The following is a 23,916-nucleotide window of genomic DNA, read 5'->3' on the forward strand; positions in this document are numbered from 1 at the left end:
ACGGTTATCTATGTTCCCGGGGATGAACTCCCTTGCCGCCGCGAAGCAACTCGAAATCCATTGGGTATAATCACCCGAAAACTCATTCTGATAGTAAAAATTTGACATAAGTAACTAAAATAATATTTTTGTTACAAATATTTCATGAATTATATGGCATACATCACATTACAAACCTGAGCACTCATCCTAGAATAACCTTTAATTAATTTGGAGATTATTTTATGCAAGCTCGTTTTCATGCTATCTGGTCAGAAATCACGCCTGAATTGCAAAAGGCGTTATTGCCCTATATCGGTAATGACGATTTTCCAGCTATGCTGACAGCAGAGCAGGTGGAGTTAATTAAGCAGACCTGTGGCCTTGATGATCATGCACTGGCACTTGCCCTGCTACCACTCGCTGCGGCCTGTGCCATTTCCCCCATCTCAAATTTTCATGTTGGTGCTATCGCACGGGGAGAGAGCGGCAACCTCTATTTTGGTGCGAATATGGAGTTTACAGGTGTTCCATTACAGCAAACGGTTCATGCCGAACAATCAGCCATTACGCATGCCTGGTTACGTGGCGAGAAAAAATTGGCATCCATCACCATTAATTACTCTCCCTGTGGTCACTGTCGTCAGTTTATGAATGAGTTAAACAGCGGAACACAGTTGGAAATCTGTTTACCTGATCGTCCACGCCTGACACTGGCCGATTATCTGCCAGAAGCATTTGGCCCACGTGACTTATCTGTCACTCATTTTCTGCTGGATAACACCCACCACGGCTATCAGCTCGATACCGAAGATGAATTCGTGCTGGCCGCATTAAATGCTGCAAATCAGAGCCATGCACCCTATAGTCAATCCCACTCCGGCGTTGCCCTGATAGATGAACAAGATCGCGTTTATACTGGCCGCTATGCAGAAAATGCGGCATTTAATCCAAGCTTGCCACCTTTACAAGCAGCGCTGATATTGATGAATATGTCAGGAAGTGATTGCCATTCGATCAAACGGGCAATACTTGTTGAGGGGCAAAATGGTCACCTGTCCCAGTGGAACGCAACCGAAGCGACTTTAAATTTCCTCGGCTGCAAACACACGGAACGCCACACATTCTGACCATCCTGCAAGATTTTCGGGCAAAAGTGAGAAATTAAATAACATTTAATTAGCCAATTCTGTATGTTATCTCTCATTTTTGCTCATGATAAACATATTTAAGTAACATTTACTGTACTTATTTTTTTATCTTCTTAGGATCTATACACAATGGATTTCAAGATGCATCACAGCCAACAAAGAGGCAACTTGAAAGACGAAGTATATGTAGCCGATTTTGTTATTGATTAGTCCAAAGAGTAAGCATCATGGAACTGGAACACGAAAGTAAACGTCCTCTTTATATTCCCTACGCTGGCCCCATCCTGTTGGAGTTTCCCCTGCTAAACAAAGGCAGCGCCTTTACGGAAGAAGAACGCAGCAATTTCAATCTGCATGGCTTATTGCCTCAAGCGGTTGAAACAATAGAAGAGCAGGCAGAACGCGCCTATCGCCAATACCGCGATTTTAAAAATGATGCGGATAAACATATTTATTTGAGGAATATTCAGGATACCAACGAAACTCTTTTCTACCGGCTCCTTGACGCACATCTCAGCGAAATGATGCCTATCATTTACACGCCAACCGTCGGTGAAGCGTGTGAACATTTTTCTGATATTTATCGCCGTGCCCGTGGTTTGTTCATTTCCTATCCGAACCGGGCTTATATTGATGACATGCTGCAAAATGCCACCAAACAGAATGTTAAAGTTATCGTTGTGACCGACGGTGAGCGTATTCTGGGGCTTGGTGATCAGGGAATTGGTGGTATGGGGATCCCTATCGGTAAATTATCGTTATATACCTCCTGTGGCGGGATCAGTCCTGCTTATACCCTGCCTGTCGTACTGGATGTAGGGACAAACAATCCGCAGCGTCTGAACGACCCGCTCTATATGGGCTGGCGCCATCCGCGTATTACCGGCAAAGAATATGATGACTTCGTAGATGAATTCATTCAGGCAGTAAAACGCCGCTGGCCAAATGTTTTGTTGCAATTCGAAGACTTTGCTCAGAACAATGCCATGCCGCTGCTGACCCGCTACCGTAATGACCTTTGCTGCTTCAATGATGATATTCAGGGTACTGCTGCTGTCGCTCTTGGCAGCCTGATTGCTGCCAGCCGTGCCGCTGGCCGTCAATTGAAAGACCAGACGGTCACCTTCCTCGGTGCAGGTTCTGCGGGTTGCGGTATTGCGGAGCAGATCATCGCACAGATGAAATCAGAAGGTCTGAGTGATGAGCAGGCCCGTGCCCGTGTATTCATGGTCGACCGCTTTGGGTTACTCACTGATAAGCAACCAAATCTGTTGGATTTCCAAAGCGTACTGGTTCAGAAAAGCAGCGCCCTGCAATCTTGGGATGTCGACAAAGACATTCTGTCATTAATGGATGTTGTCCGTAACGCCAAACCAACTGTTCTGATTGGTGTTTCTGGTCAGTCTGGTCTGTTCACTGAAGAAATTATCCGTGAAATGCATAAGCACTGTGAGCGCCCGATTGTCATGCCGTTGTCTAACCCGACATCCCGCGTAGAAGCCCGTCCGGAAGACATTATTAACTGGACGGAAGGCAAAGCGTTGGTTGCAACAGGTAGCCCATTCTCACCAGTACAGTATGAAGGTCAGGAATTCCCGATTGCCCAGTGTAATAACTCTTATATCTTCCCGGGTATCGGGTTAGGTGTTATTGCTTCAGGAGCCAAACGTGTAACAGATGACATGTTAATGGCAGCAAGCCGCGCATTGGCAGACTGTTCTCCTCTGGCACAAACCGGCTCTGGCCCATTACTGCCATTGATTGATGACATTCAGGATGTTTCCCGCAAAATAGCCAAAGAAGTGGCGAAAAAAGCCCAGATTCAGGGTGTCGCAACAGTCACTTCAGAAGACGCTCTGGAAGAAGCGATTGAGCGTAATTTCTGGAAACCAGAATATCGCATCTATAAACGCACATCATTCTGATCATCTTAATGCCTGCCGAAAATACTGGCAGGCATTTTTATCCTACAAAACATCTTTATATTAATGTGATTAATCCAACACTTGCTTCAATATTCCAAGTAAAGTAGCCTTTAATGACTTGTTCATCGTTATATAAAAGGCAAAAATAATGTGGAAGCATCTAATTACCAGCCTAATCCTCATAATAGCTGTTTTTATACTATCAGCCATTATGCTTGATCGCTGGATCAGCTGGAAAACGGCTCCCTACATTTTTGATGACCTCAGACAACTTCCGGAACGAGAAGTCGGCATGGTTTTGGGCACGTCCAAATATTATAAAGCCGGTACCTATAATCAATATTATTTCTATCGCATTCAGGGAGCGGTTAACGCTTATAACAGTGAAAAAGTTAAATACCTGCTATTAAGCGGAGATAATGCTCAACACAGCTATAATGAACCCAATACGATGCGAAGGGATCTCATTAAAGCGGGTATTCCGGCCTCTAAAATCGTGATGGATTTTGCGGGTTTCCGGACATTAGATTCGGTTGTCAGAACTCGCAAGGTATTTGATACCAATGACTTCACCATTATCACCCAACGTTTCCATTGTGAACGAGCCCTCTTTATTGCGATGCATATGGGCATAGAAGCGCAATGTTATGCCGTCTCTTCCCCTAAGAATATGATGACGATACGTTTTCGTGAAGTATTTGCCCGCCTTGGTGCTTGGGCTGACCTGTATATCTTAAAACGTGAACCTCGTTTTCTGGGGCCTTTAACCCCCATTCCCAGCCAGCAGATCGCCCCTACAGGCATTGAAGGCTATCCTGCGGTATCGCCAGAAGAGTTAAAGGAGATGGGAACCAAGAATCGCAGCAAATAAGAGCCTATTATCGAAAGATAGGCTCTTAATCGTTTAAAATCTCTCTTGCAGTTTTCTGGTCAGTACCCGCCAGAGTTTTTCAACAGGCCCTTGCTGATAACGTTTTAACCACCAGCAGGCAAACCCGATATTACATCCCCAGATAAAAGGAACGAATATTAACAGTTCCCAGCGGGCAAATTGATTAAACAGCCCTAAATGATAAAAAATTGTGGTGCAGATTAGAGTCTGCATCAAATAGCAGCTCAGTGCCATTCTGCCAACCTGCTGTAGCCAGAAAACGACTCGACAACGGGATATCATCGGCCAGAACCCATATATCAGCGCCACATACGATAATGCTATAAATGGTGTCGCTAATTCAGTGATGGTCTGGCGAACAGTCCATGCAATGAAATAACTGTAAGGATATAAATACAATACTGACAGAGCGAGAGACTGAATCAGCAAACCAATGATAAACAGCGACAAAGCCGCACGACGATAGTGATGAAGGCTGTACATGCCCTTCAGCCAACCATTACGTAATAACATTGCGCCACAAAGCATAGTTCCTATTATCTGCCAGCTATACTGCACAATAGTCACTATCATCATGCCACTGATCTGATTTATACGGTGTTCTATCGCTACTAACCCGCCGTGGGTTTTCCAGTAACTTTCATGCAAAATATCCTGCTCTAACGGATGCCAGAAAGTACTGTTTTCCTCTACCGGAAATAACCCCAATAGATAGAACATCATCAATCCGAATAAATATAAAACAATGCCCTGTTTGAATAAATTGGGACGCTTATTGATCCAATGCAATGCCAGAAGGCCAACCAGACCATATGACAGCAGGATATCGCCATCCCATAGCAAAATTCCGTGTAATAAACCAATAACAGCCAGAATCATTAATCTGCAACGATTCCAGTCGCGATCCCGCTGCCTCAATAATTCAAGTGATGCGCCAAATAACAACGTTAAAATAAATAAAAATTTTCCCTGAGCAAACGTGTTCAGGGCAGACCATGTTAATAAATCAGAAAATAGAACATCGACGTTATCTTTATAAAAGGGATTAGTATAAGCGGCATAGGGCAACGCAAAGCCTGAGATATTCAGTAACAATATACCCAGAACAGCGAAACCACGTACGCTATCAAGCACTGTAATCCTATGGCTCGCTGCCCCATTATTTAATTTACTACTTGTCATAGTAATACAGGTTCATCACGATAAGTGCAGATGACGCACGGCACGCAAAAATTCCTGTCGTGTATTTTGACTGGACTTAAACAAACCGCCAAGAGATGTGGTCGTTGTGGTACTGGTAGCATCACGGATACCACGTGCCTTTACACAGTAGTGCACAGCATCAATGGAAACAGCAACATTATTTGTGCCAAGCAGAGCCTGAAGTGCAATCAAAATTTGCTGAGTCAATCGTTCTTGTACCTGTGGGCGTTGCGCAAAAAACTGGACGATGCGGTTAATTTTCGATAACCCAATCACTTTATCCTTAGGAATATAAGCTACAGTGGCTTTCCCATCGATAGTCACAAAATGGTGTTCGCAAGTACTGGTCAGTGTGATATCCCGCACTGTCACCATCTCATCAACTTTCATTTTATTTTCTATCAACGTGATTTTCGGAAAATTTCTGTAATCCAAACCTGAAAATATTTCATCCACGTACATCTTTGCAATACGACCCGGCGTATCTGCCAAGCTGTCATCACTCAAATCGAGGTTTAACAGCTTCATAATTTCTGTCATGTGTTCCTCAATGCGGACTTTTCGCACTTCAGGCTCTAAAGTCTGTTCACGCAGTGGGGTTTCAAGACCACGCTCAACTAGTGCCGAATGCACCAGCGCGGCTTCTGTACTTAAGGATGACATCGAATTCTCCAAAGATAATACTTCCATTACATGATATCCATTGATGGGACATTTGCTCACATTGTTACCACGAACAACTATATCAACATTGAATATCGAATAGCTATACCTGCCAACATTCAAATTGTCGCCTGACAGGCTGCATCCTGAACCCTGTCAGGCAGGCGCATAACTATACCTGCACAGCACCAATGCGCAAACTCAGGATTGTTCATGAGGGCTCTTATTGCGATTAAATACCAGCAATCCCGCAATAACCAAGCCAATAAATGCAACATAGAGCGCCGGTTCCAACTTACCAGTCAGCCATGTCGAAATAGCTGATAGCATCGGCCCGACCAATTGCCCCAGCGCATAGCCGGTTGTTAATAGCCCGGCCATATAATGAGTATGGCTGGGAGCCAGTTCGCGCCCATACAGCAATGCCAGTTGCACCACACACATAAACCCGCCTCCCACCAGAAATGCACCGATGACAAGGCCACTGATCCCGGGAACAACTTCTGCCACCAATATACCCAGCGCCTGAAGCCAGAGTGTGATAGCCAGACGAATTTGAGCGGTTGAGACATGGCGCAACAGAATCCCCAACGCAATACCGATAACGGATGCACCTCCGAATATCGGCCAGACAAACTGTGCAAACAAACTACCGGGAAAACGTTCTGAAGCCATTTGAGAAAGAAATGTGGCGGGTAGAATATAGCCAAATCCGGCTAGTGTGTAACTCCATACCAGCCGCTTAATTTCAGGCGTTAAAGCCAGTTTTTTCATTGCCGTTTGTGGACGATGCAATTCTCCCCGGCGTGGTAAATAACGACTGGCATAAACACTGCACAATAACGCCAGAATGCCATAAATAACCCATGCCTGAGCCGCATCCATACCCCACGATTGAATCCCTACCGCCAGCACTCCACTGACCAGAATACCAATCCCTGTTCCGGCAAAAACCGCGGCACTTAACCCCGGACGATTCAGTTTTGCCAGTTCATCGTTTGACCATGCAGCTACCAATACCAATGTCCAGCCACTCGCCCAGCCAATAAAAAAGCGGGCAATACTGTGTAATACCGGGCCGTCAAGCAGGGCTGACAGAAGTGTAATAATGACTGCACCCCATAAGCCTCCCCATAAACGATATTCCACCAACCGTTTTGCCCGCATCGCATCGTAAGAACCCGCAAAGTAGCCAAGGTAATTAAATGCAGCCACAATCCCGGCTTCCGTCAGCGTGAATTGTGATTCAGCAATCATCAGTGGAACTTGTGGCGTGAAGGTAAAGCGCCCTATTCCCATCGCAACAACTAGAGCAAGAAAGCCGCTCAATGCAATTTGAATAGCCAGATAGTGACTATTATCAGCGGTTGTTATTTGGTTACTCATAGTGATTAAACTTTCATGTAATTGTTTGTTTTAATTGTCGTAATTTAGTTATAGCAAATCATGAATATGATATACATCTTTTATTAATCACACCGCACCGCTTTCTTTTATCTTTCAAGCCGTAATCTATTCGGTATAACAATTTCCCATTAAAAGGATCTTTGCCATAATGCCATCATGCTATTTGCCGCACATTGGGAGTTTTCATGGATCATTGTTATACCTCGGGCTTAATTTCACTCGAACAAGCGTTAGAAAAACTACTGGCCCAAACAGCTTCTCTCACTGAAACAGAAACAATCAGCCTGATGCACTCAGCAGGCCGCATTACTGCCACAGATATTATTTCCCCCATTAATGTTCCCCCTTTTGATAACTCAGCGATGGATGGTTATGCCATTCGCCTTACCGATTTGAACGAAACACAGACTTTACCGCAGGCCGGAAAAGCGCTGGCTGGTGTCCCATTTCAGGGGGAATGGCCCGCCGGTACCTGCATCCGAATTATGACTGGCGCCCCCATCCCCGCGGGTACTGATGCCGTTGTTATGCAAGAGCACACAGAAACAACAGAAACAGGCATCCGGTTTACGCATCCGGTTCGTCAGGGGCAGAACATCCGCACTATTGGCGAAGATATTGCTCAGAATACAGCGGTTCTGCCACAAGGCATCAAGCTGTCTACCGCACAATTGCCTCTGCTTGCCTCGCTGGGGATTGCAAAGGTTGAAGTGTTCCGCAAATTAAAAGTTGCTGTTTTTTCTACCGGTGATGAGTTACAAGCCATTGGTGAGCCATTACAAGCCGGACAAATTTATGACACTAACCGTTTTGCCGTTCGCCTGATGCTGGAAAAACTGGATTGTGACGTTATCGACCTCGGTGTTATTCGGGATGATCCTGATGCTCTGCGCCATGCTTTTGTTCAGGCTAACGATCTTGCCGATCTGGTTATCAGTAGTGGTGGGGTTTCCGTAGGTGAAGCCGATTACACTAAACAAATTCTGGATGAGATGGGCCAGATTAGCTTCTGGAAATTAGCCATTAAACCCGGTAAACCTTTTGCTTTCGGTAAACTGGAAAAGGCGTGGTTTTGTGGCTTGCCGGGCAACCCGGTATCTGCGGTTCTGACCTTCTATCAGTTAGTGCAACCTCTGATTGCACACCTGTCCGGCTTCAGTTCATGGCAGCCCCCTATTCGGCTTAATGCCAAAGCAGTTACACCGTTGAAAAAATCGCCCGGCAGGCTGGATTTCCAACGCGGGATCGCGGTAGTAAATGAACAGGGTGAATTAGAAGTCAAAACAACCGGCCATCAGGGTTCCCATATCTTCAGCTCATATAGTCTCGGCAATTGTTTTATTGTACTTGAACGGGAGCGCGGCTCGGTTGCAGCGGGAGAAACAGTACAGATAGAATTTTTCAACCAACTGCTGAAAAATCAATAAATGATTAAAGAAATGACCAGCGAACTCACAGATAAAGAGACCCTTCGCTATAATCGGCAAATTGTCCTGCGGGGTTTCGATTTTGATGGGCAGGAAAAGTTAAAATCATCCAACGTGCTGATAGTCGGTCTGGGGGGGCTCGGCTGTGCAGCCTCTCAGTATCTGGCCGCAGCGGGGGTTGGAACAATCACATTATTGGATTTTGATACTGTTTCCCTGTCTAATTTACAGCGCCAGATCCTGCATCGTGATGAGCGTATTGGTATGGCGAAAGTGCATTCGGCTGAGCTGACGCTACTGGAAATAAATCCTCATCTGACTGTCCGTCCCATTGACGGATTATTAGATGATCCAGCGCTAAGCCAGCTGATTATCCAGCATGATGTTGTGCTGGATTGTACTGATAATGTCGCTATCCGCGAACAACTTAACCGTCTGTGCTACCAGCATAAAACTGCCTTAGTTTCCGGGGCTGCCATACGAATGGAAGGACAACTGTCAGTCTTTACCTATCATGAGGAAGAACCCTGTTACCGTTGCCTGAGCCGGTTATTCGGGGAAAATAGCCTGACCTGTGTTGAAGCCGGTGTCATGGCACCACTTGTGGGTACAGTCGGCTCGTTACAGGCTATGGAGACAATTAAACTGCTGACTCAATACGGAGAGGTTATCAGAGGTAAAATATTGCTGTTCGACGCAATGACAATGCAGTTTCGTGAAATAAAACTACCTAAAGATGCGCAATGTGAAGTGTGCAGCAGTAAATAATGACTGACCCCGTTAAACGGGGTCATCTAATAAGCAGGATTATTGCGCAATTCCCTGACTTCTCAGATACTCATCATAAGTACCTTTAAAATCAATAACCTTATCGGATTTTATTTCCAGAATACGGCTGGCTAATGAACTAACAAAAGCACGGTCATGAGAAACAAAAATCAGCGTACCTTCATAAAGCTCCAGTGACAGGTTCAGTGATTCGATAGATTCCATATCCAAATGGTTGGTTGGTTCATCCATAACCAGAATATTTGGCTTTTGCATCATCAGCTTGCCAAACAACATCCGGCCTTTTTCACCACCGGACAATACACCGACTTTTTTCCTGATATCATCCTGATTGAACAGTAAACGCCCCAGTACACTGCGTACTGCCTGTTCATCATCACCTTCGCGTCTCCACTGGCTCATCCATTCGAACACAGTCAGATTACCATCAAAATCACCGGCATGATCCTGTGCATAATAGCCAATAGTACTGTTTTCAGACCATTTAACCGTACCGCTGGTTGGTTCAGTTTCACCGATCAGTGTTTTCAGTAGTGTCGTTTTACCGATACCATTTTCACCAATCACCGCCATTTTTTCGCCAACTTCCATCAGCAGGTTCAGGTTTTTAAACAGCGGGCCATTGTCATAGCCTTTCGTCAGACCTTCTAGCTCCAGTGCATTACGGAACAGTTTTTTCTCTTGATCAAAACGAATATAGGGGTTCTGACGGCTGGAAGCCTTCACTTCTTCTAACTGAATTTTGTCAATCTGACGGGCTCGTGAAGTTGCCTGTTTAGATTTAGACGCATTCGCGCTGAAGCGGCTGACAAACGACTGCAATTCTACAATCTGCGCTTTCTTCTTAGCATTATCTGCCAACAGACGTTCGCGGGCCTGAGTTGCGGCCACCATATACTCATCATAATTACCCGGGAACTGGCGCAGTTCACCGTAATCCAAATCAGCCATATGCGTACATACGGTGTTCAGAAAATGGCGGTCATGGGAAATAATAATCATGGTGCTGTTGCGTTCACTCAATACTTGCTCCAGCCAACGGATAGTATCAATATCCAGGTTGTTGGTTGGCTCATCAAGTAACAGAACATCAGGATCAGCAAACAGCGCCTGAGCCAGCAGGACACGCAGTTTCCAGCCCGGAGCAACTGAACTCATCAAACCGTAGTGCTGCTCAACCGGAATACCTACACCAAGTAATAATTCTCCGGCACGGGCTTCTGCGCTGTAGCCATCCATTTCACCATAAGCAACTTCCAGATCAGCAACACGATAGCCGTCTTCTTCGCTCATTTCTGCCATGGCATAAATACGGTCACGTTCCTGTTTCACTTCCCACAACTCTGTGTGACCCATGATAACCGTATCCAGTACAGTGTATTCTTCAAAGGCAAATTGATCCTGACGTAATTTACCCAAACGCTCATTCGGATCGAGACTGACATTACCGGAGGTCGGTGTTAAATCTCCCCCCAAAATTTTCATAAAGGTTGACTTACCCGCACCATTGGCACCAATCAGGCCATAGCGGTTGCCGTTACCGAATTTAACAGAAATGTTTTCAAACAGAGGCTTACTGCCAAACTGCATAGTGATGTTGTTTGTACTTAACACAACTTTTGCTCTTAAAGTGGATAAAAGGGAATTTGGAAAAAATCGATAGTTGCCTATTATGCCACAATAAGAAAAAAGTATCGCCAGAATGCTTTCATAGCGGAGCACCAACCCCATAATCTGAGCATTTCTATATCCGTGATAGGATATCAGGCAATAAATTTTCCTAATGTAACAATATAAATTGTCGTTCATAAAGACGTAGAATAAGCAAAAAAGCTATTATAAAATCGAACGGATATTTGCGATTCACAGATAAATATACCGGAAAAATAAAATGCAGAAAATCAGATGGGGTATTATTGGTTGTGGTAATGTAACAGAAGTAAAAAGTGGCCCCGCTTTTTATAAACTGGAAAATTCAGAATTAATTGCTGTCATGCGCCGGAATGCAGAATTAGCAAAAGATTTTGCTCATAGGCACAATGTCCCCAAATGGTATTCTGACGCTGAATCTCTGATTAATGACCCGGAAATTGATGCCGTTTATATTGCAACGCCTCCCTCTAATCATAAGAAATATACGTTATTAGCTGCCGCAGCCGGTAAAGCTGTTTATGTAGAAAAACCGATGGCGCTGACATTTTCAGAATGTCATGAAATGATTACTGCCTGCCAACGCCATAATGTGCCATTATTTGTAGCTTATTACCGTAGAGCATTGCCAAGATTTATAAAAATAAAAGAACTCATTGATTCAGGTGCAATTGGAACTCCACTTATTGTCAGCTGCCAATTATCCCGGGAACTGGAATCTCGCTATCTTGATCCCGAAAACCTTCCCTGGTTTGTGCAACCAGAAATATCTGGTGGTGGGTTATTTGTTGATTTAGCCTGTCATACACTGGATATACTGGACTTTCTGCTGGGCAAAATTATTTCCGTCAAAGGGCATGCAAATTCTCAGGCAAAAGCGTATCCGGCAGAAGATTGTGTTTCAATGTCATTCGTGTTTGAAAATCAGGTACAGGGAGTCGGCATCTGGAATTTTGTTGCCAGTTCTCGTGAAGATAAAGTGGAAATAATGGGAACAAAAGGCAAAATAGTTTTTGCCACCTTCGGGGATTCACCAATTTCATATTACGATGACAAAAATACATTACATCAGTTTAATTTTGAAAACCCAAAACATATTCAAATGCCATTTATACAGACAATTATTCATCAATTACAAGGCAATGATATTAGCCCTTCTACTGGCATATCTGCCTCACGTACCAGTTGGGTTATTGATGAAGTGCTGAAAGAATATAGAGCTGAGCTACACTCAAAATTTAAATAAATATTATTTATCTGGCGTATTGTCATTCAATTACGGAGTTATAAATATGAAAATATTAGTGATAGGAGCAACAGGAAACATAGGAAAACACATTATCAGTAACATTAAAAAATACCATCCTTTGTTGGCTGATAACTCTACAGAGCTTGAAATTGTTCAAGCCAGCCGTCACTCACCTGAATACTCGCTTGATGTTTTTGATCATCAACAATTAGATAATTTTTTATCTAAAAATAAAATGTTTGAAGCTATCATCTGTGCATTTGGTAAAACCAACTGGACGAAGCCAGAAAATCTGCATGATTATGAAGAAAGCATCAGGAATAAAGCTTTCGGTCAGATCAATGTTGCACTCCAAGCCTTAAAATACATTAAACCCGGTGGTTCGGTTACTTTAACATCAGGTATTGTCGGCAAAATAATGTCACCTAATGGCTCTCAAACTGCTGTAACCAATGGAGCTATTGAAGCTTTTGTCCGTTCAGCAGCAACTGAAATCACAAATGCCCGAATTAACGTAGTCAGTCCGAAATTATTGGATGAATCATTTAGCAGTTATGCCAAATTTTTCCCCGGGCAGGAAACCTGTACAGGTGAGCAGATAGCGAAAGGCTATATACGCAGTATTTATGGTAAAGAAACAGGCAGGGTAATTGAAATATAGGTGTGAAACATTCATGCCGGATGATTAGCGGTTTTGATAACCGCTAATCACCTTTATTTTAAACACTTTTCAGTATTAAGCTGCATCAAGTTTTTCATTTTTACCAATTATGATCCCCAAGACCCCTTGGATTGCCAGAACGAGGAAAAGCAACCACAGAACAAGAGTCCAAGAAGAGGTAAAATCATGAATATAACCAGAAACAAGTGGCCCGCAAAATGCAATCAAATAACCGATTGACTGCATCATTGAATTTGCTTTCGTAATATTAGTAGTATGATTAAAACGCAACAGTGGTAGCAAGAATGCCACTCCGGTACAAATACCAGCGCCAACCCCCATGATCATGACAGCAACAGGAATTAAATGTTTTTGACCATAAATAAATAAAATAATCCCCAACATGCCAATAATAGGGTTAATCACAAACATAAATTCTTGTCTTTTTATTTTATAGATATAAAAAGCAGTCAATGTCGCAAAAGGTATTGCGACTAATGAGAATAGTGCCGCATAAGATGCCGCTTCAGTCAGCCCCATACCATAAGAACTGATAATTTCAGGGAACCAGGCAGTAATGATATAAAAGTTAAACGATAAAACAGAGAAATAGACAGCCATCATCCAGCATGAAATATTTGACCACGGGTTAATCACCTTCACGGGTTTATCATCATAATCATTACTGGCATTTGGATTACTAACGGAACTTTTTTGTTTTTTACCGGAAAAGAACAGGATAAGGAACACTGAAAATAGAGGAATTAACACCCAAACCCAAGAAACTTCATTCCAAGAAAAACCCAGCATATGCTTAATCGGTAACGTCAGGCCAGTGGCCATTGCAGGCCCCAGATACAAAGATGCGGTATAGGATGATGAGAGAAGAGCAACTCTGTTATTCCCGAGACTTTTAAAGAATGAAGGTAACGCAATATTTCCCAATGCAATAGCGAACCCAAACATAACTGTAGAAGCCAACAGCAATGTCAGAGAACTATTTAACCTTAAAATGTAAGCAACAATAGCAACAACAAATGTCATTAATAAGGTTTTATATAGCCCTATTCTTCTTTCAAAATAAGGTGTTAAAGGAGAAAAAAAGAAAAAACACAGCGGTGACAGGGATGTGATTAAACCAAAGGTAGAATAGTTTATGTTTAAATCGTCAATAATTTCCTGAGACATTGGTGGGATATAAGATATCGGTATCCTCAATCCCAACCCCGCAATCATGATAAAGAGTAATAATTTGAAGATAAAGCTATTATTAAAGTGTTTCCCTATTTTCATTATTTCACCACAGAAGTTTGAAGGCTTATCGTATTTTCACTTAAAAAGTTTGAGGATATACCAAATAAACTTACTGCATAGTTCGTCTAAATTTTGGCAGACAAACTTTCATTTAGCAAGCTTCCAGAGAATTAACTTATCTATACTCAATGGATTTCAAGATACATTGTAGCGGCAAAGGAACTCATTCCCGGGCGCTTAGACAACGATGTGACCGGGATGTGTGAGTGTAGCCAACAAAGAGGCAACTTGAAAGACGAAGAGTATATAACTCCCACTACAAATGCTTACCATACGATAACTCTCCGTTCATTTTTAAAGAGAAGCTCACAATTAACGAATTTTATTTTCTATAATGATTTCCGCCAGCATTTCCTCATACTCGTCACAATAACCGACTTCAGTAAAACCAAGACGCTGATAAAACTGGCTATGACGTTGACTTGTTTCATCATAACAGACAGATATTTTGTAGCAATCAGCATATTTCTTCATTTCATCCAACAATAATTTCATCGCAATACTGCCAATTCCTTTATTCTGATAAGATTTGTCAATCATCATCCGATAAAGATTATATTCATTTGGCTTTCCTTCATTAACACAGCGTTCATACATAGCGAAACCGACAATTTCCTCGCCAAAACAAATTGCTCTTGGCCTACAATATTGATTAAATTTTGATTCTGCGATTGACTCTGAATTGGGTGCAACAAACTGTTCCTGCCCGGATTCAATTTCGAGAGACATCACTTCGCGATAGTTATTTTTATCTATATCTATTAAGGAAACCTTCATATTTAACTCCATCATCACAATGTAATCGCCATTAATTTATTGACTTCTTTATAACCTTCCCTTTCATAAAATTTTGTTGCCGAAATATTTTCAGATAAAACAGTCAGCTCCAGATGAGTAAAATTATTTTCCTTCGCCCATTTTTTCATTTCTGCTAATAATTCCTGACCAACACCCTGATTTCTTACATCTGGACTGACAAACAAATCAATAACATAACCATATTCTCTTTGAACAAGACAATTAAATGGTGGTGTCTGCTTTTTTTGTGCGATGCAAAAACCTTTTATATTGCCATTATTATCGTCTGCTACTAATAAATTAAAGTTATCATCACTAAGAGTAGAAGTAATAAATGCGCTGTCCTGTTCCACCTCTTTCAATCTTTCAGGCTGCAATTCAGCCATTTCTCTGAATAATGTTGTATAAAGTAATAAAATAGCATCAAGATCCTCCACTGAAGCCGCCCTTATTAACATATCATTTCTCCTGAAACTCATGGCCTATTTATATTTAAGAAATAGCATAATAATCAAAGCTGATAAAACCATCAAAGAATTCTAACACCCTGCTTTTATGCAGGTATATCGCTTTCATAATATGTGGACTAAGAGGAGTTAAAGACTATACTTCATACTTATTCTTTTATAGGTTAGCCCAGCTCTCATAAGACATAATAATACTGTTGTATTCTGCCTATTTCACTGCGAAGATGGCACTTCTAAAATAACATGTTGTAATTGAGGTTTTCTGTAAATGTCCTTTTCTAAACATCGGGCTGCATCTTTTTCTCTGCTTCCGATATTTTTGTTATTAATTTCAATGACATCAATTCAGGCTGGTGCATCATTAGCCAAAACAGTATTCCATGTCATTGGTGCGCCTGGTGTGACTGCGCTGAGACTTGCATTGGGAACCCTTATTTTATTCCTGATTTTTAAACCCTGGCGCCTGAAATTGACGCGGGCATCTCTCGTTCCTCTCTTCGCTTACGGCATTTCACTTGGTGGAATGAATTATCTGTTTTACATGGCATTATCCAAAATTCCCCTTGGTATTGCCGTTGCACTTGAATTTACCGGCCCACTGGCTGTCGCGATGTTTTCCTCACGCCGACCTGTGGATTTTCTCTGGATATTATTAGTTATTGCCGGTTTGGGTTTTCTGTTACCTATCGGTGATGACGTCAGTACTCTTGATCCTGTCGGCATTTTATATGCACTGGGAGCAGGCGTTTTCTGGGCACTTTATATTATCTTTGGTCAGCGCGCTGGGGCAGGTTATGGTGCGGCTACAGTTTCTATCGGCTCATTAATTGCTGCTGTTATTTTCTTTCCGGTGGGATTAATTCAAACCGGCCCGGAGCTTCTGTTTGACGCCTCATTACTGCCTATTGCTCTGGGCATCGCCATCTTATCAACTGCTCTTCCCTATACATTGGAAATGATCGCCCTTACACGTTTGCCAGCCAAAACATTCGGTACTTTAATGAGTCTGGAGCCGGCATTGGGTGCCTTATCCGGTATTATTTTCCTGAATGAGCATTTAACCATGACACAATGGCTCGCCCTTTTGTGCATCATTTGTGCTTCAATTGGCTCTACTACAACCATAAAACAGAAAACAAAAATAGAAAAAATTGAGTAAAAACGGTAAGTTATTTGACTTTCCCCATGAAAACCGAAAGGTATGAATGCCTTTCGGTTTTTACTATTACCGATATTAATTACAGATATTTTTTATTAGCTATCAATTCGATAGCATAAAACGATATGACGTCTGCTCAATGTTCAGCTACTTTTAATGTATCCCATGTCATTAGTTTAAATTAAGGGAGCATTAAAAATGAGTACTGCAAAATTTGTCAGAAAAAGTTCCTCCAAACTGATTTATACCCGTAATAATATCAGTGATAGTGTCAAACAAAGTTCAATTTATGCCCTGAATCATATGGTCATCCAGTTTACTGACCTGTCTCTGATGACCAAGCAGGCACACTGGAATATCCGCGGCAGAAACTTTATTGCCGTTCATAAAATGCTGGATGACTTCCGTACTACGCTCGTTGATCATCTCGATACCTTTGCCGAGCGTGTCGTGCAACTAGGCGGAGTAGCATTAGGTACACTTCAGGAAGTTCACAAAGGAACTCAGTTGGAAAGTTATCCTACTGGTATTCACGATGTACAAGATCACTTAAAAGCACTGGCTGATCGTTATGCGATTGTTGCTAATGATATCCGTCAGGCTATTGGTGATGCGGAAGATGAAGATACAGCAGATATGTTCACAGCGGCTTCCCGTGACCTCGATAAGTTTTTATGGTTTCTTGAAGCCAATATCGAGCACTAAGATAAAAACACCATCATCATACGCACTGGATTTCAAAATACATCGCTGCGGCAAGGAAGTTCATCCCCGGGAGCATAGACAGCTATGTCACTGGGGTGAACGAGCGCAGCCAACAAAGAGATAATTTGAAAGACAAAGTGCATAGGCCGTTATTACGGCCTTTTTTATTATAAAAAATACCTAAAATAGAAGTTATAACTTAAAAAATAAGACTAACCTTTAAAAAATTCATTTTTCTCTCTATAATCCCGTCTGCTTTAAAAATAAACATGAGGACAATATACAATGGATATCGAAGTTAAAGATTCCAACGGTGCCCTGCTGAATGATGGTGATTCAGTACAAGTTATCAAAGACCTGAAAGTCAAAGGTACCTCTAAGACACTGAAACGCGGCACATTAATTAAAAATATTCGCCTTACTCATCGTGAAGATGAAATCGAATGTAATGCTGACAAAATTAAAGGATTAGTGCTGAAAACCTGTTTCCTGAAAAAAATCGGATAAATAGCAGTTATCAGCCTAACTTTGCTTTAAGGATAAATAATATTAACTTTTATATTATTTATCCTTTTTCATTTTCAGTAATATTTCTTCCGAAGGTATATCCGGTTGTTCAATCGGAAAAACAGGCAATGCCCCCAGCAAACGGGAACCATAACGCTTGGTCAACAGCCTTTTGTCATAAATTACAACATCGCCATGGCACTCATGACTGCGTATCAGTCTTCCTACTTGTTGGATAAGACTGAAAGAAGCACTCGGCAAACTCTGCACTTCAAAAGGGTAGCGTTTCAGTGACTTAAGCCACTCACTTTCAGTGATAATGACGGGGTTTGTGACGGGTGGAAAAGCAATTTTATGGATATGTACCTGCGAAAGGTAATTGCCTTTCAAATCCAGCCCTTCAGCAAAAGACTGTAATCCAACCAGAACACTGGATTGCCCTTCGTCAATACGTTTGCAATGGGTTTCCACCAGCCGATATCGTGGCTGATCCCCCTGCACCAGTAACATCAGCCGTAAATCTTTTACAAATTGGAGAAAACCCTCCATTGCACGTTGGCTGCTAAACAGCACTAACATTCCTTGATGAGAACCCAACAATATTTGTGAACGGAAATAGCGCGCCATTTCCTCAAGGTGTTGCATTTCATTATGAATTGTCGGCTCCAGCGCCATTCGCGGAATAATCAGACGCCCTTGCCGAATATGTTCAAAAGGGGATGACAAAGTCACAAAGCGATCATCGTAATTTTCATGCAATCCTGTCAGCTCCTGAATACGGGAAAAACTGTTAAGAGAGCGCAATGTCGCGGATGTTACGACAATATGAGGAATATTTCGCCACAATAACTGAGTTAATTGTTCACTGACCCGAATACCCGCACAGTGAAAGTAAAGATGTGACTGATTTTTCTCATAACGGCGTGTCAGCCACTTTGAGATAGGCGCGTGGGAAGATTCTTCCTGTGAAGCCAGCCGCCACAACTTTACCATATTTTCGAAATAACCCAGTGTCCTGCTAGTCAGCAAGATAGCCCGATGCAATCTGACGATATCCTGTTTCGCAGTTTGATCGGTAAGATCATTTAGAATCGCTTCAGATAAGCTACGTAGCCCATCTGTCAGCTTGGATAGTGTCTGGCAGCACAGCAGTAAATTATCCGGTAATTTTCCCAGTTCAAACAGGTATTCTTCCGCATTTCCACGTTCGGGTAGTAATGCCTGTGTAATATCAGCCAGTTCCCTGAAACACTCACGGATTTTTTCACAATGTGCCTGCAAACGGGTTATATCAGCCAAAGCAGGCGGTTTTACCGGACGGAACTGAAGCAAATATTGCTCGACATGGCGGACAAAGGAATCCAGCTGCCCATTCAGCTGAAATAGCGTAATCTCTCCTTCCACCTCCAGTGAATCCCTTGCAACATCCGGGATGTGGTGGCCTTCATCCAGAACCAGTAACATATTTTTTGCTTCCGGCAGGACGGATTCGCTTTCCAATGCCGCCATCACCAAAGAATGGTTAGCAACAATAACATCAGCATCTTCAATCTCCCTCCGGGCCAGAAAGAATGGACAACGGTGATAAAACTGGCAGTTACGGGCCAGACAGTTCATCTTATCAGTACTGACCTTTGACCATAGCGAATCCGACAAGGCCAACTGATGATGATCCCGCAAACCATCCCAGACAAAAGTAGAGTAATCATTGCGTAACCTGCGACACAGTTCTCGTTCTTCACTGCTGGCAACAGCCGTCTGATCTTCCACCAGCAGCATTAAATCAATTTGCTCTCCTTCTGCGGCGCAAATAGCTTCCAGATTGCGCGGACAAACATAACGCGCACGACCAAAAGCCCCAGTAAATTTCAAATCTGGGATGATTTTTCGTAATAACGGTAGATCTTTACTGTAAATCTGATCCTGCAAAGCCACATTAGCAGTACTCACGACTAATGGTTTCTGCTCAGCCCGACTGACGGCAATACCGGGAATAAGATAGGATAATGTTTTTCCTACTCCGGTGGGCGCTTCTATAACCAAATGCCGCCCTTCATCATCTGCCAGTGTTTTCGCCACTTCTGCAATCATCTGGCGTTGGGGAGCTCTTGGAATGAAGCCATCAATATGGGTGGATAACGCTTTATACCATTGACTGATTTGATTTTTTATTGAACTGGAAAGTGCCATAAGTTTTATTGCATGAGAATTGTCACTCCATTCTCCCACAGAGTTACCCTCAGATCAGCCTGATATCACGATTATTGGGAACAGCTTTCCAGCTTTTTTACAGAAAAAGCCAGAAAGTCGCTTATTGCTTGTCTGGAATGCAGAAGCCGATATACTTTTGGCCTTCTACATGACTAAGAATTTTATCGGGAACAAAGATGAAAAAGATCCTGCTTGTTATTATCGTACTATTCACCCTCGGCTCTATCGGAGGCATTATTTTAGCAGGAATGAACATGTATAACCGTTCAACCGCTTCAGCAGAAGAGACACACCAAGCACAGCAAGAAACGGTACATCAGGAAGACAGACAATCCGGGCAGCAGTAGTAACCGATATATCCTCAGATTAATTACAGCACCCAATTTAGCAGTATAACGCACGGAATATCCAATGACGGGGAAGCTTATGAACAATCAATATTTTGTTACTCCACAATGGCTAAGCGAACATCTCAATGATGACAATGTTGTTGTCATCGATGCCAGCGCTCCCATGCCAACTGAATCCATTGATTATCAGCAAAAATGGCTGGAGAAACATATACCGGGTTCCAGCTTTTTTGATCTTGATAAAATCGCTGACCTCCAGAGTCCATTGCCACATATGCTCCCTGCTCCGGAAACTTTCCAAAAAGCCGTTAGCGAAATGGGCATCAGTGAAAATCATTTGATCATCATTTATGATCAGGGAAATATGTTTTCTGCTCCACGGGCGTGGTGGACATTTAAGACTTTTGGCGCGAAAAACATCCGTATTCTTGAAGGTGGGTTACAAGGCTGGCAACTGGCTGGTTACCCAACTGAATCGGGAAAAGTCAGCCGCCATACACAAGTATTCAATATCCATTTTTCTCCCGAACATGCCATTTCCCGGCAACAGATCCTTGATATTCTCCATAATGAGGAGGAGAAAACACAAGTTGTCGATGCCAGATCTGTAGATCGTTTTCAGGCCAAAGCGCCTGAACCGCGCCCGGGTTTAAGAATGGGCCATGTGCCCGGTTCAAAAAATGTCCCGTGGACAGCATTACTTGAAAATGGGCATTACAAATCGCCAGATGAAATCAAACTTATCTTTAAACAACAAGGTGTCGATTTGGATCAACCCATTATCACTAGTTGTGGCTCCGGGATGACAGCGGCCGTTTTAGTATTAGGGCTTGATATCATTGGCCATAAAAAAGCAGCATTATACGATGGCTCCTGGGCCGAATGGGGAGCTGATGATAATCTCCCATTAGAGAAATAAATAATAATACACTTAAGTGGTTAGGTTATTTCACACTGGCAGAAAAATTTAAAAGATGAGAGCTACAAAGGGCATCAAGCTATCATGTTCTTTGTAGCTTTCATCTTATACACAATGGGTTTCAAGGTGCGTCACGGTAGCAAGGGAGTTCATCCCCGAGAGCATAGCTAACTATGCGACCGGGGTGAACGAGCGCAGCCAACAAAGAGGCAACTTGAAAGACGAAGTGTATAAATCTATTATTACGATTAATGAGAAACTTTGTGATATATAAACAGGACAACCAGCGCACCAATAACAGCAATGGCAAAACTCCCCAAATTAAACCCATCTACTTTTCCCATGCCAAAAAATGTACTTATATAGCCGCCCACAACTGCACCAATAATCCCTAAAATTACCGTCATAATGATACCGGTGCTATTATCACCCGGCATAATCCACTTCGCTATGATCCCGGCAATTAAACCGAAGATAATCCATGACAGAATACCCATACTCAACCCCCTGATTCAATTAGATATACCCACCTTACCTCAAACTGCCTCTTTTTAGCTGAGTTCACTTTTCCTGATGACATCATTATCTCTGTTCTCGGGAATACACTCCCTTGACGCCGCGATGCAGCTCGAAACCATGGGTATATTGGGTATCAATAAGAGCTAAAATCCGCTCTGATGAGATTTTACTGAGAATGTCTTAACCACATGTCCTAATTTAAGACACTAACTAAAAAAATTGCAAATAGTAGAAAGCATGCAGTTTATAAATAATAAAGAAGTATGGGGAATAGTTAAACCAAAATATATCATGATTTAATTTAATATCATTGTCATTTTTGATTAATTAAACATTTCTACAGATATTTAAAAATTAAATAAAAAGCAAACAAAACAGTCCAAGCATTATATTTATATGAATTATATACCCGATAAAAAAACATGCATATACCACCGGATTACAGAATTATTGAGAGGCTCCTACCTCTCACCAGAGGCCAGCTTTTAGCTGGACAAATTCGATCTCCCGACGAATTTGTCATTCCTTTGCCACTACAACATAACTTTAAATTCATTGGTATATTTCAATTATTTTGCCATATCCAATGCCTGTGCAAGATCTGCAATAATGTCATCACTGTGTTCAATGCCGATGGATAAACGGATCAAATCTCGTGATGCACCTGCTTTTATCAATTCTTCTTCATTTAATTGACGATGAGTTGTTGAAGCCGGATGACAAGCCAATGATTTAGCATCACCAATATTGACCAAACGTGTAATCAGTTGCAGAGCATCAATAAAACGTATCGCTGCTTTTTCTTCTCCCTTAATACCGAAAGATAGGATAGCAGAAGGTTTACCCCCCATATAACGTACTGCCAAATCATATTCAGGGTGTGTCGGTAATCCGGCGTATTTAACCCAGGATACCAGAGGGTGTTGTTCCAGATACTGAGCAACTTTCAACGCATTTTCAGTATGACGTTCCATACGAAGGGCAAGTGTTTCAAGGCCCTGTAGAATCAAAAAGGTATTAAAAGGAGAAAGAGACGCACCAGTACTACGTAGCTGCCCAACGCGACAGCGGGCAATAAACGCGGCTACACCAAAATGTTCGAGATAATTTATACCATGATAGGAAGGATCTGGCGTATTTAAAACCGCAAAACGCTCCTTATGATCTGCCCAAGGAAAACTGCCTGAATCAATCACCATTCCGCCAATGGAATTTCCATGACCACCAATATACTTGGTCAGGGAATGTACGATAATATCGGCACCATGTTCAAACGGGCGACACAAATAAGGTGTTGCAACCGTATTATCGACAATAAGTGGAATACCGTGCCGGTGAGCAATATCAGCGAATGCACGGATATCGACAATATTTCCGCTTGGATTACAGATGGTTTCACAAAAAATGGCTTTGGTTCTTTCATCAATCATCGATTCAAGGGCAGCAAGATCGTCATGATCAACAAAACGGACTTCAATCCCAATATTTGGGAAATTATGTGCCATTAAGTTATAAGTTCCGCCATACAATTTCGCTACAGAAACAATGTTATCTCCCAAGCCAGTAATTGTCTGAATAGCATAGGTGATTGCTGCCATGCCAGAAGCAACAGCAAGTGCACCCACTCCCCCTTCTAAAGCAGCAACACGTTTTTCCAGCACATCATTGGTCGGGTTCATAATGCGGGTGTAAATGTTGCCTTCAACTTTTAAATCAAATAAATCAGCGCCATGTTGTGAATCATCAAAGGCATAGGAGGTTGTTTGATAAATTGGGACTGCAACCGCTTTAGTGGTAGGATCAGGAGAATAACCGGCATGAATGGACAGTGTTTCTAATTTCATTTGCATTTCCTTCGTTGAATTACAAGTAAGGTCATAATGAAATGGACACCTCTTAGGCCAGCTTCAGCATCCGATGATGAATAACATCAGCAAAACATGAAGAAGTGTCTCATGGAACAAATGATCA

22 protein-coding genes are annotated in these 23,916 nt (G+C 42.3%); 12 read left to right on the forward strand and 10 right to left on the reverse strand.

The annotated features are described in order from the left end of the window. The first annotated feature begins 224 nt into the window (after positions 1-224). The 3 genes from cdd to sanA all read left to right on the forward strand — a co-directional run bounded on the left by cdd (position 225) and on the right by sanA (position 3,926). Positions 225-1,109 (forward strand): cytidine deaminase, encoded by an 885-nt coding sequence (cdd, locus tag AAC855_RS14780; protein WP_340610582.1) that lies wholly within the window; start codon positions 225-227, stop codon positions 1,107-1,109. A 248-nt stretch (positions 1,110-1,357) separates the two neighbouring features. Further along, on the forward strand, positions 1,358-3,055 hold the full coding sequence (locus tag AAC855_RS14785) for an NAD-dependent malic enzyme (RefSeq protein WP_340610583.1): 1,698 nt from the start codon (positions 1,358-1,360) through the stop codon (positions 3,053-3,055). A gap of 148 nt (positions 3,056-3,203) precedes the next feature. Then, positions 3,204-3,926 (forward strand): outer membrane permeability protein SanA, encoded by a 723-nt coding sequence (gene sanA, locus AAC855_RS14790; RefSeq protein ID WP_340610585.1) that lies wholly within the window; start codon positions 3,204-3,206, stop codon positions 3,924-3,926. Positions 3,927-3,959: 33 nt separating this feature from the next. On the opposite strand, the gene yeiB is transcribed toward sanA, so the two are convergent. The 3 genes from yeiB to AAC855_RS14805 all read right to left on the reverse strand — a co-directional run bounded on the left by yeiB (position 3,960) and on the right by AAC855_RS14805 (position 7,199). After that, a complete protein-coding gene (gene yeiB / locus AAC855_RS14795) occupies positions 3,960-5,129 on the reverse strand; it encodes a DUF418 domain-containing protein YeiB (RefSeq protein ID WP_340610587.1) in 1,170 nt (389 codons plus the stop codon). Between the two features lie 15 nt (positions 5,130-5,144). Further along, entirely contained in the window at positions 5,145-5,813 is a 669-nt protein-coding gene (gene folE / locus AAC855_RS14800) for a GTP cyclohydrolase I FolE (protein ID WP_340610589.1), read from the reverse strand. Positions 5,814-6,014: 201 nt separating this feature from the next. Further along, positions 6,015-7,199: a YbfB/YjiJ family MFS transporter gene (locus AAC855_RS14805; RefSeq protein ID WP_422824393.1), complete on the reverse strand. Its 1,185-nt coding sequence runs from the start codon at positions 7,197-7,199 to the stop codon at positions 6,015-6,017. Positions 7,200-7,405: 206 nt separating this feature from the next. Here AAC855_RS14805 and moeA point away from each other — a divergent pair, with 206 nt between their 5' ends. Continuing rightward, the gene (gene moeA, locus AAC855_RS14810) at positions 7,406-8,647 is read left to right on the forward strand and encodes a molybdopterin molybdotransferase MoeA (protein WP_340610591.1); all 1,242 of its coding nucleotides are present in this window, start codon (positions 7,406-7,408) and stop codon (positions 8,645-8,647) included. 12 nt (positions 8,648-8,659) lie between these two features. Beyond that, complete coding sequence (gene moeB / locus AAC855_RS14815; protein WP_340610671.1) at positions 8,660-9,415, forward strand: molybdopterin-synthase adenylyltransferase MoeB; 756 nt, start codon at positions 8,660-8,662, stop codon at positions 9,413-9,415. 39 nt (positions 9,416-9,454) lie between these two features. Here the strand turns inward: moeB and AAC855_RS14820 are convergent, their stop codons facing one another. Beyond that, positions 9,455-11,050, reverse strand: coding sequence for an ABC-F family ATPase (locus AAC855_RS14820; RefSeq protein ID WP_340610592.1), 1,596 nt, complete (start codon positions 11,048-11,050; stop codon positions 9,455-9,457). Positions 11,051-11,327: 277 nt separating this feature from the next. On the opposite strand from AAC855_RS14820, the gene AAC855_RS14825 reads away from it, so the two are divergent. Both AAC855_RS14825 and AAC855_RS14830 read left to right on the forward strand, forming a co-directional pair. Then, positions 11,328-12,332, forward strand: coding sequence for a Gfo/Idh/MocA family protein (locus AAC855_RS14825; RefSeq protein ID WP_340610593.1), 1,005 nt, complete (start codon positions 11,328-11,330; stop codon positions 12,330-12,332). A gap of 46 nt (positions 12,333-12,378) precedes the next feature. Continuing rightward, positions 12,379-12,996: a short chain dehydrogenase gene (locus AAC855_RS14830; RefSeq protein WP_340610594.1), complete on the forward strand. Its 618-nt coding sequence runs from the start codon at positions 12,379-12,381 to the stop codon at positions 12,994-12,996. Between the two features lie 75 nt (positions 12,997-13,071). On the opposite strand, the gene AAC855_RS14835 is transcribed toward AAC855_RS14830, so the two are convergent. From AAC855_RS14835 to AAC855_RS14845, 3 genes are all read right to left on the reverse strand, one after another. Continuing rightward, complete coding sequence (locus AAC855_RS14835) at positions 13,072-14,289, reverse strand: MFS transporter (protein WP_340610595.1); 1,218 nt, start codon at positions 14,287-14,289, stop codon at positions 13,072-13,074. A gap of 333 nt (positions 14,290-14,622) precedes the next feature. Then, complete coding sequence (locus tag AAC855_RS14840) at positions 14,623-15,087, reverse strand: GNAT family N-acetyltransferase (protein ID WP_340610596.1); 465 nt, start codon at positions 15,085-15,087, stop codon at positions 14,623-14,625. Between the two features lie 14 nt (positions 15,088-15,101). After that, complete coding sequence (locus AAC855_RS14845; RefSeq protein ID WP_340610598.1) at positions 15,102-15,566, reverse strand: GNAT family N-acetyltransferase; 465 nt, start codon at positions 15,564-15,566, stop codon at positions 15,102-15,104. 277 nt (positions 15,567-15,843) lie between these two features. Here AAC855_RS14845 and rhtA point away from each other — a divergent pair, with 277 nt between their 5' ends. The 3 genes from rhtA (at position 15,844) to AAC855_RS14860 (ending at position 17,946) form a co-directional block, all read left to right on the forward strand. Continuing rightward, positions 15,844-16,734, forward strand: coding sequence for a threonine/homoserine exporter RhtA (gene rhtA, locus AAC855_RS14850; RefSeq protein WP_340610600.1), 891 nt, complete (start codon positions 15,844-15,846; stop codon positions 16,732-16,734). A 198-nt stretch (positions 16,735-16,932) separates the two neighbouring features. After that, the gene (gene dps, locus AAC855_RS14855; protein ID WP_340610602.1) at positions 16,933-17,439 is read left to right on the forward strand and encodes a DNA starvation/stationary phase protection protein Dps; all 507 of its coding nucleotides are present in this window, start codon (positions 16,933-16,935) and stop codon (positions 17,437-17,439) included. A gap of 285 nt (positions 17,440-17,724) precedes the next feature. After that, positions 17,725-17,946 (forward strand): alkylphosphonate utilization protein, encoded by a 222-nt coding sequence (locus AAC855_RS14860; RefSeq protein ID WP_045969765.1) that lies wholly within the window; start codon positions 17,725-17,727, stop codon positions 17,944-17,946. A gap of 54 nt (positions 17,947-18,000) precedes the next feature. Here AAC855_RS14860 and dinG read toward each other — a convergent pair whose 3' ends face one another. After that, positions 18,001-20,136 carry an ATP-dependent DNA helicase DinG gene (gene dinG / locus AAC855_RS14865; protein WP_340610672.1) on the reverse strand — a complete coding sequence of 712 codons (2,136 nt, stop codon included), beginning with the start codon at positions 20,134-20,136 and terminating at the stop codon, positions 18,001-18,003. Between the two features lie 197 nt (positions 20,137-20,333). Between dinG and AAC855_RS14870 the strand changes: the two genes are divergently transcribed. Continuing rightward, positions 20,334-20,504 (forward strand): hypothetical protein, encoded by a 171-nt coding sequence (locus AAC855_RS14870; protein WP_340610603.1) that lies wholly within the window; start codon positions 20,334-20,336, stop codon positions 20,502-20,504. Positions 20,505-20,583: 79 nt separating this feature from the next. Beyond that, positions 20,584-21,426 carry a 3-mercaptopyruvate sulfurtransferase gene (sseA, locus tag AAC855_RS14875; protein WP_340610605.1) on the forward strand — a complete coding sequence of 281 codons (843 nt, stop codon included), beginning with the start codon at positions 20,584-20,586 and terminating at the stop codon, positions 21,424-21,426. 248 nt (positions 21,427-21,674) lie between these two features. Here the strand turns inward: sseA and AAC855_RS14880 are convergent, their stop codons facing one another. Together AAC855_RS14880 and AAC855_RS14885 are read right to left on the reverse strand one after the other, a co-directional pair. Beyond that, positions 21,675-21,923, reverse strand: coding sequence for a GlsB/YeaQ/YmgE family stress response membrane protein (locus tag AAC855_RS14880; RefSeq protein ID WP_340610606.1), 249 nt, complete (start codon positions 21,921-21,923; stop codon positions 21,675-21,677). 591 nt (positions 21,924-22,514) lie between these two features. Then, positions 22,515-23,789, reverse strand: coding sequence for a bifunctional O-acetylhomoserine aminocarboxypropyltransferase/cysteine synthase (locus AAC855_RS14885; RefSeq protein ID WP_340610608.1), 1,275 nt, complete (start codon positions 23,787-23,789; stop codon positions 22,515-22,517). Positions 23,790-23,916: the final 127 nt, after the last annotated feature.

This window comes from Xenorhabdus bharatensis (genome assembly GCF_037996705.1).
Lineage (GTDB): Bacteria > Pseudomonadota > Gammaproteobacteria > Enterobacterales > Enterobacteriaceae > Xenorhabdus > Xenorhabdus bharatensis.

Excerpts from the sequence above, each read along its gene's own strand:
- dps (WP_340610602.1), top strand. The coding sequence starts at position 16,933 with ATGAGTACTGCAAAATTTGTCAGAAAAAGTTCCTCCAAACTGATTTAT.
- yeiB (WP_340610587.1), bottom strand. The coding sequence starts at position 5,129 with ATGACAAGTAGTAAATTAAATAATGGGGCAGCGAGCCATAGGATTACA.
- folE (WP_340610589.1), bottom strand. The coding sequence starts at position 5,813 with ATGTCATCCTTAAGTACAGAAGCCGCGCTGGTGCATTCGGCACTAGTT.
- AAC855_RS14845 (WP_340610598.1), bottom strand. The coding sequence starts at position 15,566 with ATGTTAATAAGGGCGGCTTCAGTGGAGGATCTTGATGCTATTTTATTA.
- AAC855_RS14880 (WP_340610606.1), bottom strand. The coding sequence starts at position 21,923 with ATGGGTATTCTGTCATGGATTATCTTCGGTTTAATTGCCGGGATCATA.
- sseA (WP_340610605.1), top strand. The coding sequence starts at position 20,584 with ATGAACAATCAATATTTTGTTACTCCACAATGGCTAAGCGAACATCTC.
- AAC855_RS14870 (WP_340610603.1), top strand. The coding sequence starts at position 20,334 with ATGAAAAAGATCCTGCTTGTTATTATCGTACTATTCACCCTCGGCTCT.
- sanA (WP_340610585.1), top strand. The coding sequence starts at position 3,204 with ATGTGGAAGCATCTAATTACCAGCCTAATCCTCATAATAGCTGTTTTT.
- AAC855_RS14825 (WP_340610593.1), top strand. The coding sequence starts at position 11,328 with ATGCAGAAAATCAGATGGGGTATTATTGGTTGTGGTAATGTAACAGAA.
- AAC855_RS14805 (WP_422824393.1), bottom strand. The coding sequence starts at position 7,199 with ATGAGTAACCAAATAACAACCGCTGATAATAGTCACTATCTGGCTATT.
- AAC855_RS14840 (WP_340610596.1), bottom strand. The coding sequence starts at position 15,087 with ATGAAGGTTTCCTTAATAGATATAGATAAAAATAACTATCGCGAAGTG.
- cdd (WP_340610582.1), top strand. The coding sequence starts at position 225 with ATGCAAGCTCGTTTTCATGCTATCTGGTCAGAAATCACGCCTGAATTG.
- AAC855_RS14835 (WP_340610595.1), bottom strand. The coding sequence starts at position 14,289 with ATGAAAATAGGGAAACACTTTAATAATAGCTTTATCTTCAAATTATTA.
- AAC855_RS14785 (WP_340610583.1), top strand. The coding sequence starts at position 1,358 with ATGGAACTGGAACACGAAAGTAAACGTCCTCTTTATATTCCCTACGCT.
- AAC855_RS14860 (WP_045969765.1), top strand. The coding sequence starts at position 17,725 with ATGGATATCGAAGTTAAAGATTCCAACGGTGCCCTGCTGAATGATGGT.
- rhtA (WP_340610600.1), top strand. The coding sequence starts at position 15,844 with ATGTCCTTTTCTAAACATCGGGCTGCATCTTTTTCTCTGCTTCCGATA.
- AAC855_RS14830 (WP_340610594.1), top strand. The coding sequence starts at position 12,379 with ATGAAAATATTAGTGATAGGAGCAACAGGAAACATAGGAAAACACATT.
- dinG (WP_340610672.1), bottom strand. The coding sequence starts at position 20,136 with ATGGCACTTTCCAGTTCAATAAAAAATCAAATCAGTCAATGGTATAAA.
- moeA (WP_340610591.1), top strand. The coding sequence starts at position 7,406 with ATGGATCATTGTTATACCTCGGGCTTAATTTCACTCGAACAAGCGTTA.
- moeB (WP_340610671.1), top strand. The coding sequence starts at position 8,660 with ATGACCAGCGAACTCACAGATAAAGAGACCCTTCGCTATAATCGGCAA.
- AAC855_RS14885 (WP_340610608.1), bottom strand. The coding sequence starts at position 23,789 with ATGAAATTAGAAACACTGTCCATTCATGCCGGTTATTCTCCTGATCCT.